The 12359-nt window shown below is 51.9% G+C and carries 10 protein-coding genes; 6 read left to right on the top strand and 4 right to left on the bottom strand.

Annotated features, from left to right (window positions below):
* Positions 1-308: 308 nt before the first annotated feature.
* Complete coding sequence (locus ACO2Q8_RS03915; RefSeq protein ID WP_423343473.1) at positions 309-542, top strand: hypothetical protein; 234 nt, start codon at positions 309-311, stop codon at positions 540-542.
* A gap of 135 nt (positions 543-677) precedes the next feature.
* Here the strand turns inward: ACO2Q8_RS03915 and ACO2Q8_RS03910 are convergent, their stop codons facing one another.
* On the bottom strand, positions 678-2624 hold the full coding sequence (locus ACO2Q8_RS03910) for an alginate lyase family protein (RefSeq protein WP_423343472.1): 1947 nt from the start codon (positions 2622-2624) through the stop codon (positions 678-680).
* A 373-nt stretch (positions 2625-2997) separates the two neighbouring features.
* Positions 2998-3354 carry a LytR/AlgR family response regulator transcription factor gene (locus ACO2Q8_RS03905; protein ID WP_423343471.1) on the bottom strand — a complete coding sequence of 119 codons (357 nt, stop codon included), beginning with the start codon at positions 3352-3354 and terminating at the stop codon, positions 2998-3000.
* Positions 3355-3909: 555 nt separating this feature from the next.
* Between ACO2Q8_RS03905 and ACO2Q8_RS03900 the strand changes: the two genes are divergently transcribed.
* The 3 genes from ACO2Q8_RS03900 to ACO2Q8_RS03890 all read left to right on the top strand — a co-directional run bounded on the left by ACO2Q8_RS03900 (position 3910) and on the right by ACO2Q8_RS03890 (position 7687).
* On the top strand, positions 3910-6288 hold the full coding sequence (locus tag ACO2Q8_RS03900) for a TonB-dependent receptor (protein ID WP_423343703.1): 2379 nt from the start codon (positions 3910-3912) through the stop codon (positions 6286-6288).
* Between the two features lie 41 nt (positions 6289-6329).
* The gene (locus ACO2Q8_RS03895; RefSeq protein ID WP_423343470.1) at positions 6330-7265 is read left to right on the top strand and encodes a DUF4249 domain-containing protein; all 936 of its coding nucleotides are present in this window, start codon (positions 6330-6332) and stop codon (positions 7263-7265) included.
* A gap of 98 nt (positions 7266-7363) precedes the next feature.
* Positions 7364-7687 carry a hypothetical protein gene (locus tag ACO2Q8_RS03890; RefSeq protein WP_423343469.1) on the top strand — a complete coding sequence of 108 codons (324 nt, stop codon included), beginning with the start codon at positions 7364-7366 and terminating at the stop codon, positions 7685-7687.
* Here ACO2Q8_RS03890 and ACO2Q8_RS03885 read toward each other — a convergent pair.
* On the bottom strand, positions 7662-8714 hold the full coding sequence (locus tag ACO2Q8_RS03885) for a 3-hydroxyacyl-CoA dehydrogenase family protein (protein ID WP_423343468.1): 1053 nt from the start codon (positions 8712-8714) through the stop codon (positions 7662-7664). The two genes, ACO2Q8_RS03890 and ACO2Q8_RS03885, sit on opposite strands and share 26 nt — an antisense overlap.
* Positions 8715-8813: 99 nt before the next feature.
* On the opposite strand from ACO2Q8_RS03885, the gene ACO2Q8_RS03880 reads away from it, so the two are divergent.
* Together ACO2Q8_RS03880 and ACO2Q8_RS03875 are read left to right on the top strand one after the other, a co-directional pair.
* The gene (locus ACO2Q8_RS03880; protein ID WP_423343467.1) at positions 8814-9767 is read left to right on the top strand and encodes an MBL fold metallo-hydrolase; all 954 of its coding nucleotides are present in this window, start codon (positions 8814-8816) and stop codon (positions 9765-9767) included.
* A 19-nt stretch (positions 9768-9786) separates the two neighbouring features.
* Complete coding sequence (locus tag ACO2Q8_RS03875) at positions 9787-10314, top strand: hypothetical protein (RefSeq protein WP_423343466.1); 528 nt, start codon at positions 9787-9789, stop codon at positions 10312-10314.
* A gap of 4 nt (positions 10315-10318) precedes the next feature.
* On the opposite strand, the gene ACO2Q8_RS03870 is transcribed toward ACO2Q8_RS03875, so the two are convergent.
* Entirely contained in the window at positions 10319-12217 is a 1899-nt protein-coding gene (locus ACO2Q8_RS03870; protein ID WP_423343465.1) for an AAA domain-containing protein, read from the bottom strand.
* Positions 12218-12359: the final 142 nt, after the last annotated feature.

Here is a 12359-nt window from a genome sequence, read left to right as displayed (position 1 = left end):
CACGTAGATTGATTAGCAACCTGGACTAACTGGAAAACCTGCTCCCAGAGAGAGCAGGTTTTTTTGTGGTGATGCGGTTTTCGATAAGTTGCGCCGACGATCCGAAAAGAATCGAAATGAGCGTGTGTGGTTTGTCTGATAAAATGGTAAATTTTATTTGAGTTATTGTCATTTGTTTTGTTTTTTGCAGAAAAAGGAACATTTAGCTAAAAAAAGACTATACCGTTTAATCACATTAATAAGTAATATTACTTAGCTTTTAAAGATGTTGGTATCTTTGTCATACCTTACCATAACACAAAATGCTAATGAATGCAATTAAGGATGCTTCAGCACTCATGGCTCCTCTTTTAAGACGGGCTCAAGTATCGTCCTGTTCGTTCAAAAGTTTGCCGCAGGCGATCATTTGTGCCAACAAACTGTTCATGCAAGGATTTAATGCCCAGATTATCACCAGAGATAAAAATTATTTTTTAGTTGTTACTTCCGAAGTGGCTCGTACGATGTATGGAAGAGGGTTCCATTCTATTTACGGTCATTGATGGACACCAAACGGTTTTTAAAAGCACAATTAATCAGGTTACATAGAAGAAAAAACCAGTCAATTGACTGGTTTTTTTCTATTCAGGATAGCTATGTTACTACTCCTTCGTTCATTTGGGAAAACCGGGCCAGTTTTACGGCTGCACCGTAATATGATGGCGTAAGTCGAGTCGCTTCCCCTCGTTAAACAGACCATAAGCCCGAAAAACGCAAGTGGGTTGTTTCTGATAAAGCCCGGCCGAATACCAGCCAAGCAGAGAAGGCTGTAACTGTCCGTTGACCACTTCGACCTCTAACAGGGGGTCAATATCCAGGACGACGAGCCGTTTGATTTGCGGGTGAGAGAGCACAAACTGATTGCGTTTTTTGGCCCGAAAACGGATCGACGGATGAATGTGAAAAAGCACTTCGACGGCGACGTCTTTCTTCTTTCTTTTGCGGTCGATCTGGTCGTCAATCCGGAGCCGGTTGTTGAGTTTGTCGAACTCCAGCCGACGCTGGTGCGAACAACCGATCCGGTCGTACCCACTGTGTGTTGCACTAACTTCCTCGGTATGGTCGTTCATCTCCGCTTTGACGACCCGAACTGTATACGGGTTCAACCACCGGAGCGCCTTATCCTGAACCGCCTGGTTTAGTTCGTTCAGACAAACCGTGTTATGTGCCCGGGTGCTGGTAAAATACCGGCGCCAGTTGACGGCTGATTCCGGAAGGTAAGTCCCTGGATCGACAAAAAAAGGTTGACCATCGATGTGCATACTAAACGAAAGCGCATCGGCATGTCCACGTACGCCCAGGGGAGCCGCGTTGAAATAAATGTAAATCTCGTTGGGGGCCTCTTCCGCTTTACGCAGGATAAAATGACCTTCGGCCGCATACAACTGGCTGCTTAACCCGCCGGAACGGACCGCAAGTTTCTGAAACGTCCGACGCCCTTCGGGTCCGAAGAGAAACTGGTTTTTAAAATCAAAACGGATCGGACGGGGCTTAAAAAACGGATCACCGAACAAAACGGCTGCTGACGTGAGTAAGGACTGAAAATTGTTCGTCGGTACCTGGTAGTCGAGCTGCCATAACCGACCGATACCTTCGTCGCCGTAGGTTGGAAGGTTGCCCAGCCGGTCGACCAGGTAAGCAATGTACGACAGAATAAGGCGCAATTGGCCGACGAAGGTTTCCGAAAACGGATTGTTCGTATGAACACCGGTTAGGTGGGCCAGCAGCAGTAAATCGGTTCCGAACTGGATGGAATCGGTGGCTTCGTCCCGGTTGATGCCGTTCGCGCTATGCTGTTGTTGAATGGCGTGCTCAAGGCCATCTTTGGTGTAACTATTCCAGGTTGTCGATTCGGCAAAGGGCCAGAACGAACTGGCCACAAACAAGGCTGCGTAACCCGCCAGGCGCTGATGGCCCGTTGTCGGGGACAGGGTCAGCTCCTGATAGATGTAGGTGCAGTGCTGGTAAATAATCGGTACCCAGACGGACTCAATAAAATGGCGAAAAACCGGATCGTTTTCGGCCAGGACCGATGCGTTCAGGATATTCCAGGTAACAAACCAGTTAATCAGGCGAATGCTTACTTCCAGATTATTGTGCCAGTTGATCCCAGTCAGGTACGGATTTGCCTTTTCCCAGGAAATCAGTAGCGAGGTCAGGTGAGTCAACTCGTTCGGATTGGTCGTTAGCCGATAACGCAGCGCAAGGGTCGGCAGAAAGTAAAACCGGTTGATTTCCCATACATACCGGGCGCGGTGGTAAGCGGCTCCCGACAGGCTGATCTCCCGACTGTAAATCGCCGGGAAGCTTTTGTCTGTTCCCGGGTCCAGGTGCCAGTCGATCGGAGCGGTGCTGTCGAGAGATTGTTCAAAGACAGGAAACCGAAGCGGTAAATCGGACAGGGCAATGGCAGACTCGTCGATGCTAAAAAGACGGGCCGGATCGTTCATCAGCCGGACCGATGGTTTCCAGCCGACCTGCTTTTTTTCGACCTTTTTGCGGATAAAATGCCGAAGCCGGGCGACAAGTTTTGCCGTTGAAAAGGATTGGAGCCGGTAATAAAATTCATGATACCGATTCAGCATGTCGATGTGGGCGGTTACGTAAAATCAAACCAAGGTAACTTGCTTACGAACCCGACCCGGTTTTATGGGCGGAGGATCTTACCGGTTACCCGATGATTTCAATGCTGGACAGAGGCCCGGAGAAGGAGGAAGTCTGGCGACTTTGGTCCGGAAGAATGCGTTGCCGACGGAAAGAATTGCAGATAAGCCAGTTGAAACCAGCGTTGGGAGGGCCGAGGAGTGGAGGCTGGGTCGGCTCAATACCTGGAAGAGCAGCACAAGATTTAGTGGCCGCTAACGGCCACTAAACGGTGCCTTTCTTCTTTGTTAACGTTGAGTAAATCGTACTGTCATACCGGGAAATTACGCTTCCGTTGTATCTGGCTGAATTGGGTTAAGAAACCGCCAGGTTAAAATACTTTGCCAGCGTGGCAATGGACTTCACCCGCCGACGACTGACCGATAGCCGGGTTTCGTCTGATAACTCCACCCAACTGTTGTGCATATCGTGCAAGTCCATCTGAACAATATGTTCCGGATTGACCAGATGGGAACGCGAAATACGCCAGAAGGTCGGGTGGTATTCCTGTTGTTCTTTCAAGGTGTAACTGGACACAAAGCCATGCTGTTTCGTGAGAAAAATACGACTATAGTTGCTCCAACCTTCAAAAAAGAGGATTTGCTTCGCAGGAATTGTGATGGCTCTTCCCCGGCGATCTCTGACTTTAATGCTGGTACGTGCTGTATTCATAAAACGTGACGTTGAGTGCGTGGCCTTGCGCTAACGGTAGCAAACTCTATGCCATTGTGTAACCATTGTTAAATATTTAGTAACAGGTGGCACGTCTGTTAATTAGGGAGCGGGCGCACTGGCTCGTCCAATTTATTGGGTTCGGGCTTCCACTTCTTCCGAAAAGAAAGGAGCTATGCCAAATGCGAAACAATAGCATGAGTAACTAACCGATCTGCGAAAAAAATAGAAGATACCTGTGAATTGCCTGAAGTCACAGACAGCAATCGAAATCCATAGTCTATTTTGGGAAAAACTATGCAATTATTTATGCAGAAACCAAACTAGGTAATTCCTGAATCAAATCATCATTTGTGTGCGCAAATGAAAAAAATTCTTTTAGTTTCATTGAATATAGCTGAAATACAGGAGCTTTTTCGAAAAAAATGTTCCTTTTTATTTGGAAATAAGAACATAATATTAATTATATTTGCCTAAGGGTTACTCAACGTATCTGATAAAGTATTTTTGAAATTTAGAGTATTATTACTCATATCTCTGTCTGATACCTTGAAAGTGACCTTTACCCTCGCAAGCCTTTTTTGCGTGCTGTCGGCATTTCCGTTGCTGGCTCAGCACCCGCTCACCCTTTTGGGCACTGTCTCGGAATCGGGTGGTCGCCAACCGCTCTCCGGCGTTCACCTTATGGTTTTGCCAAATCAGATTGGCTTGGTCACAAACGCATCAGGCCAGTATTCCATCACGCTTCAGTCGAAAGACAGTCTCACATTAGTCTTCTCGCATGTTGGCTACAAAACCGTAACGATCACTACGGTTCCGGCTGCCGGAAAACAAATCGATGTCGAACTGACGCCGGGCACTACGCTGGCGGAAGTCTCGGTAAAAAGCCGCCTGGCCGGGCCAAAAGAAAGCGATAGTCCGCAGTTGGGACGAATTGAGGTGCCGATGGCGCAACTCTCGAAAATACCGGCTTTGCTGGGTGAGAAAGATGTGCTGAAAGTGATCCAGTTACTGCCGGGGGTTCAGAAGGCCTCAGAAGGCAATGCGGGCGTTTATGTACGCGGAGGTGGCCCGGACCAGAACCTGATTACCGTCGATGAGGCTGTTGTGTACAACCCAAGTCACCTGCTGGGTTTCTTTTCCGTTTTCAACGGCGATGCGCTGAACCGGGTGGAACTCACCAAAGGTGGTTTTCCGGCCCGCTACGGCGGGCGTCTATCGTCGGTCATTGAAATGGGCATGAAAGAGGGCGACAAAAACGGATTTCATGGCACCGGAAGCATCGGCCTGATCGCTTCCCGGCTGACGCTCGAAGGGCCATTGCAGAAAGGCCGGTCGTCGTTTCTGGTCGCGGCCCGGCAGTGTTACCTGGGTTTGCTGACCCAGATGGTTGCGCCTGCGCCAGAATCCGGCATTCCATCCCGCTCCGGTTTCGGCGATTACAACGCCAAATTTTCATTCGAACTCGGTCCCCGCGATCAGTTGACTATCGGCGGCTATACGGGTTCGGATCAGTTCCAAACTCAGCGCCTGTCCGGCGATCATACGCTGGAAGCGGGCCTGAATTGGGGAAATACCACCGGAACTCTCCGCTGGAATCACCGGTTCAATCGCCGGGTTTCGGCGCATACGTCGCTGATTTATAGCCAATATCGAATGCAGGTAGCGAACGAGGAAGTGCTGAATACCGCCAGTTCGGGGCAAGCCGGTATGGCATTCTGGCTCAGCTACCGCTCGGGGATTCGGGATTTTTCCTTTAAACATGATCTGAATGTTTACGCGGGGTTGGCTCACCAGTTTCGGGTTGGCGTTCAGGTTACCACTCACCGGTTTACGCCCAGTGCGGTGGTCGCTGCTTCGTCGGAAACCGGTAGCCCCCTGTTGGATTCCCGTCAGCACATCAATGTCGTCGAATCCGGCGTTTATGCCGAAGATTTCTGGCAACCTACGGAACGCTGGCGAATCAATGGCGGTTTGCGAATCAGCCATTTTCTACATGAAAACGGGCAGTACATCCGTCCAGAGCCCCGTCTGTCGGTGGCCTATAAGTTCCCGGCCAACTGGACGGTCAAAGGCGCCTACGCCCAGATGAACCAGTACGTTCACATGCTGTCGAGTTCGGGGATTGGTTTGCCTGCGGACCTGTGGGTACCGGTGACCGATCGCGTAAAACCGCAGCAGTCGGAACAATGGGCGCTGGGCCTGGCCAAGGACTTCAAATCTGATGTGGCGCTGACCGTTGAGGGGTATTACAAAACCATGACCGACAACATCACCTACCGCGAGGGGGCCAGTTTTCTGCTGGTCGACCCGTCGGCAACGGGCGGAAAAACGCGGTGGGAGGACAATGTAACGGCGGGCCGGGGCTGGTCGTATGGTGCGGAAGTGATGCTGCAAAAGAAAACCGGCAGGCTGTCGGGCTGGATGGGCTACACGCTGTCCTGGACGCAATGGCAGTTCGCAGGCCTGAACGACGGACGCAAATTTTTTCCTCGCTACGACCGGCGTCATGATTTCTCACTGGTCGGTGTGTACGAACTGAGTCGACGTATAACGGTATCCGGTACGTGGGTCTATGGTACCGGGCAGGCGCTGACAATCCCGATGTCGCGGTATTCAGTCAGTGCCAATAACCCGGCCCCGAACAGCAATCCCTTTACGGATACGCACAATGTGAAAGACTACGGCGAACGAAATAGTTTTCGGGCCGAAGCGTATCACCGGATGGATTTTGGTTTGCAATACCATGTTCGCCGGAAAAACCGGGAAGGAATCTGGGAGGTAAGCGTTTACAACGCGTATAACCGCCGGAATCCTTTTTATTATTCTCTGGAAGGGAAAGTTGAAACCGATGGAAAGCCATCGAAGTCGGTGCTGTACCGGTATTCGCTGTTTCCGGTCATTCCGACGGTAAGCTACACCTTCAAGTTCTGATTGCGCGTAATACATTCTCTGTCTTATTTATATACATACACATGAAACGGATTCACTCTGTAATCCTGCTGGTAGCCCTATTGGCGACCGGTTGTCAGAACATGCGCCAGGAAATCGAACCTGCCAGCCTGGGAAATATTGAAAAGAAACTGGTTATCATCGGTTTTATCTCGCCACAAGACTCGGTTTTGGCCATTAAAGTGAACATCACCCGACCGGTGGCCGATCCGAATTACACCTCGAATTTCGGAACCGTGCCGAATGCCAAAGTTTTTCTGAAAACGGGGTCCCGCTCGATTCAGTTGACGTACAATGGCAAACAGTCTTACTACCAGGCCGATCCGAAGAAGTTTCCGATCCGGGCCGGAGAGTCGTACCAGATCAGTGCCGAAACGCCGGAAGGGCTGAAGGCGTCGGGAAGTTGCACCGTTCCGCAGGCCGTCCGCTTGCAACGCATCCGGCTCGATTCGGTAGCCGAAGGCGGTCAGACGAAGCAGTACTTTGTCCGATATTACTGGGAAGATGCGGCCCGGGAAGTGAATTATTACCAGACTCACGGGACTTTTCAATACGCCAAACCCTGCCCGACCTGCAAGCCGGATGCGGGCGTAAAACCGAAGTCAGAAACGGCACCAGTGTGGTTTGAGTCGCTGGGGCAGGTCAATACGCTGTTGAGCGATCAGAGCCGCGACGGCCGCCAGTTGGAGTCGTACCGGGGGTTTCTGAACGAAAGCAAATCTACTCAGACTTTGTCTGATAAATTAGTATTTTCAACCGCTTACGATCGGGCTACGGTTCTGGCTACGCTCCTTACGGTAGACGAAGCTTATTTCAAGTACCATCAGGCGTTGGAATTGCAGAAAAAAGCGGACAGTAATCCCTTTTCAGAAGCGGTTTTGTTGCCAACTACGATTGTGGGTGGTTTAGGGTGTTTCGCCGGTTATAACCAATCTTCATTATTTGTAACCTTAAAATAACTATTTACACTGATCTGGTAAATTTTTATCAGTTTTTATTGGGTACAAATACTTAGTGTTTCTATCTTTGTTTTGTACTTAGACGCTGTCCGAGATTCATGAAAGATTACATGGTTGTTCATTTTGATGGCAACAACACCCAACTGACCTACACGGACACCGAAGAGGATGCCCGTGCGTATCTGGCAGCCCTGATTACAACAAATCAGGTAAAGGCCAGTGACACCCTATCGATTGTTCGGGTGTTCGACGATTACCTGATTTACTACAAGCGCCGAAACAATACACTGAAGTCGGTTTTGGGTAAAAAGCAAGCCAGCCTGTTACCCGGAACGACCACCTGGCTGGGCACCCTTCGGGAAGTTTGCGCTCGGCTGTACCGGAAGCTGGCCAACGTCAGTCTGGCGTCGGAGGGGCGTTGAGATCCGGCGTCTCTGTGGACGAAATATTTAGTTTCTTTTTGACGACATCGACCGGATACTTCAGGGCCAGACGCCGGATTTCATAACTAAACTCCTCGAATGTTTCGCGCCACAATCGGGCTTCTTCGGGCGTGTAATCATAAAAGCCGTTGGCGTTCTGAACACCTTTTCCACCCCGCTTTACCACTTCATCAATTAATCCGGGCACTTCCGTCGCCGTGCTGAGGGTAGGGAGTAATTCCTTCATGACAGCATGGTAGGCGGGAACGCCGGTCAGGTCCATCCAACGGAAAATACCGACCAGGGTCATCCAGTAGCCCGCGTTGTTGCGGCAGGCCCGGTCGACGTCCTCGATGGACGCATACCCGTTTTCCACTAGGTAAAAGGCTTCCCGGTACAGTGCGTACATGAGCCGGTTGGTAATAAAACCCCGAATATCTTTCCGAACCAGCGTGGGTTCCTTGCCCCACTGGTGGGCCAGCGTATACAGCCATTCGGCCCGGTGGTGATCACTGGCGTCTCCGCAGATAATTTCCAGAAAGCGCGTCGTGTGTGACGGTTCGGCCCAGTGCAGCCCCAAAAACCGGGTTGGCCGGGCGGTTTCCTGCTGAAGCGTACTGATCGGAATGGCGGACGTGTTGCTGGTGATGACGGTTTCAGGGGCTACGGCGGCTTCAATTTTTTGGTAAACCAGCCGCTTGATAGCAATATCTTCCAGCGTACATTCAACGACCAGCCGAGTGTCTTTCAGGAGATTGTAGTCTTCCGAAATGATTAGATTCTGAAGGTATTCATCCGGTTTTCCCGGGCACAGGCCTTCGGCAAAAGATTTTGTAAGGTGTTCGTGAATGCGCGGTTCGGCGGTGGTCAGATCACCCGGAATGGGCGCGATAGCCACCACGGGATGTCCGGCCATCAGCAAACAGGTGGTGATGCTGCACCCCATCAGCCCCAGGCCGACGACGCCCACCGGTAGTTCGGCTGGATGGGTGGAAAAGAAATCCGGTTGGGCTTCGTTGCTTTTCATGGGGGTTCAGGAGAGTTAAAAACAGAAGGTAAAGGCGTTGATCCTGTCGATTTTACTTTAAAATTGTAGCTTGAAAATCAATCCGCCAACCCGATGACAATGCGCTTTCTTTTCGTTCTGGTCCTGATCTGTGGGCTTACCAAGGGGTGGGCGCAAATACCGGCGGGCAAAGCCTTTCGCGTGGTTCCGCTGGGGGTGAAAGGCGGGGTTGATGAAAGCAACCTGTCGGCCTACCTGCTGGCTGCGCAGGGCACCAATTCGTATGTTTGCCTGGATGCCGGAACATTGCACGCCGGTATTAAGAAAGCCATTCAAAACCAAGTATTTAAGGTTGATTACAACAAAGTTTTAAAAGACTACATTAAAGGCTACCTGATCAGCCACGCGCACCTGGATCATCTGGCGGGCCTGGTTTTGAACTCGACCGAAGATGGTAAAAAGCCGATTTACGCAACGGAATCAAACCTTGACATCTTCCGAAAGCATTACTTCAACTGGAAAGCCTGGCCGAACTTCGGTAGCGAGGGCGATCAACCGGCGCTGAGCAAATACCAGTACACGGTTTTGGCTCCCGGCACGGAAACGCCCATCGACGGCACGGGACTAAGTGTCCGGGCATTCCCCCTGAGCCACGGGTTTAGTTACCAAAGTACAGCGTTTCTGCTTAAAAGCGGAGGTGCCTACGCGTTGTACCTGGGCGATACCGGACCGGATCTGATCGAAAAATCGACCAACCTGGCGCAACTCTGGAAAGCCATTCAGCCGCTGGTGCAGGCCCGGACGCTGAAGGCGTTGTTGATCGAAGTGTCGTATCCAAACGAACAGCCTGACAACCAGTTGTTCGGCCATTTAACGCCCAATTGGCTGATGCATGAACTGACGGCCCTGAGTAAACTGACGGGGCCGGATGCGCTAAAGGATTTTCCGGTGGTCATCACGCACATGAAGCCGACCGGCACCAACGAAGCGCAAATCAAGCAACAACTGCGGGAAGCCAACCGGCTGAAGGTGAAGCTGATCTTTCCGGAGCAGGGCAAGCTGCTGGAATTCTAACCTCTTTCCGGACGTCCTCATGTTTCCACTCTGGTCGACTATTGCATTTGCTTTTCTTACGGTTCTCGGTGCCGTACTGCTCATCAAAAGCATTGGCCGGATGATCGCCATTTACACGGCCGGAGCCAGAATCGAAGAATCAGCGCTGGTGACAACCCTTGAGTTTCCGTTGAAGGACCCCGGTTCGTACGAGATTGCGGTCAAACGCCCTTCGCTGACGGGTATCATACCGACGAGTATACCGTTTCAACTGGCAGAAGTCTCGACCGGGAAGACCATCGTTGTCCAAGCCTTTGTCAACCTTCTGTCGCAACGCAGGGACATGTCCGGCCATCGGATCGTACCCATTGCTGAGTTTACGATTGAGCAGGCGGGAACATACCGGCTGACGAATCCGGCCATCGACCGGTTTAAAGACAAAGACAAACTGATCATCATGCCCAAAACCGGTTCGCAGGGGTTCTTACTAATTTTTGCCATTCTGTTTTCGGCAATTTTGTTAATTGGTGGGCTGGTCCTGTTCATTTTGTCGCTGGTGAAAAGGTAGCCTGTCACAGCCACTCCCAGGCGCTGCGGTAGGCGTTGAGTTGCTCGGCGTAAGTGATGAAATTGGCGTAAAAAGGCAGGCTGGCCAGCGTGGCACTGTCGCCGACGACCACCAGTTTCTTGCGGGCGCGGGTCATGGCGACGTTCATCCGGCGGATGTCGGCCAGAAAACCGATTTCGCCTTCGGCATTGCTGCGGGTCATCGAAATGTACACAATGTCGCGTTCCTGCCCCTGAAAACCATCGACGGTATTGACCGAAATTTTCGCCCGATACGGCAGCAACTCCGGCGTGTGGGTTAGCTGTTCGTTCAGAATGACCAACTGCTGTTTATACGGCGAAATGATCGCAATACTCGGAAACTGCGCGGGCGGATACAACGGACTCAGTTCGCCGACCAACTCCGTTAAATGCTTCACCAGCAAAGCGGCTTCTTCCGGATTGGTCGAACTCGTACCGTCCAGTTTTTCGTCAAAACCGCAGCCCGCCGTGTCGATGAACTGGAGCGGAGCGTCGCCCGGAAACAGCGAGTGCGTGGCCACCGACAAATGCGCCCGGACCCGGTTGGCGTAAAATACCTGCGATGAATACGCCATGATGTGCTCGTTCATCCGGTATTGTTCTTCCAGCACACTGACGGCTTCGGGGTGTTGGGTTACGCACTTTTCCAACAGGGTCGTATTCAGGCCATTGCGGGCGGCTTCCGTCGATTTGATGGTGGGCGGCAACTGGCAGTGGTCGCCCGCCAACACCACCTTTTGCGCTTTCAGAATCGGAATCCAGCAGGCCGGTTCGAGCGCCTGACCGGCTTCATCGATCACAACGGTTTGAAAGCGGAGGTCTTTGATCAGGTACTGATTCGAACCCACCAGCGTGGCCGCGACCACCTGCGCTTTGCCCACCAAATCATCCAGGATGTACTGCTCGGTCTGGGCCACGTCTTTCATGATCCGGTGCGCTTCGTCAAACAGGGCTTTCCGCTGGTCGCGCTCGGCTTTGCCAAAGTTGCGCTTGTACTTGTGCGCCATGTTTTTGAACTCGCTGGCCTGCTTTTTCAGCTTTTTGGCTTCTTTCATGAGGGGGTGCTCGGCCATTTTTTGATCCAGCGTGAGGGCCATCAGCCGGTCGGAAATGCGTGCCGGATTGCCGACCCGCAGCACGTTCAGCCCCTGTTCGTGCAGTTTTTCGCTCAGTAAATCAACGGCCGTGTTGCTGGGTGCTACCACCAGAATCTGCCGGTTTTCTTCTTTCCATAACGCCTTGATGGCCTGCACCAGTGTGGTCGTTTTGCCCGTTCCGGGCGGGCCGTGCACAATGGCTAACTCGTTGGCTGCCCGAATCCGGTCGACCGCCCGCTGCTGGCTTTCATTTAGTTGGGGAAGTAAAAAAGGCGGCAGGTCCGCCCGGAACGTGGGCGACGCCTGGCCGGTCAGGATGCGAATCAGGCGATTTTCCGGTTTTTGGCTCAGGGTGTCGGCCAGCTTGAGCGCGTCCTGCATTTCGTCGTAACTCTTGTCATCGAACAGCAGTTCGACGCCCAGCTTGCCATCCCGTGACCAGTCGGGCAGGTCGTCGGTCAGCAGGGTTATTTTGAGCCGGTTGCCGCTTTGGTACGAAACCGTGCCTTCAATGCGGTCGGTTTTCGGGTCATGGTTGCTGAAAAATACGGCGGGCATCCCGGCCCGAAACTGGTGCGAAAGCTCGTGGTGTGTGGTCCGCTCAACCTCAACCGTGACGTAATCGCCCCGGGCGGGTTCATTGCCCCGGATCGCAATCGGGTACCAGGTCAGGCCGTTGGCCCGGCGCTCGGCGATGGAGGTCGCTTCGGTGAGTCGGCGGTATTGCAGGCGGTCTTCTTCCCGCTCGATTTTGAGCAGCGAAAGAAGCTGTTTAAAATAATCCATCCACAAAGGTAACCGTAGTCGGTCGGGCAGAAAACTTTTCTTATCCTGACTAATGGGTCCCAGGAACCCTAAAACCGGCTGTTACCTGACGGGCAGGCTAAAAATTAATTGTCACTCCTATGTTTTTATTAGTTACAATTAA

This window comes from Larkinella sp. VNQ87 (assembly GCF_049445795.1).
Lineage (GTDB): Bacteria > Bacteroidota > Bacteroidia > Cytophagales > Spirosomataceae > Larkinella.
Note: the sequence above shows the minus strand (reverse complement) of the source record. Positions and strands in the feature narration are given on the sequence as shown.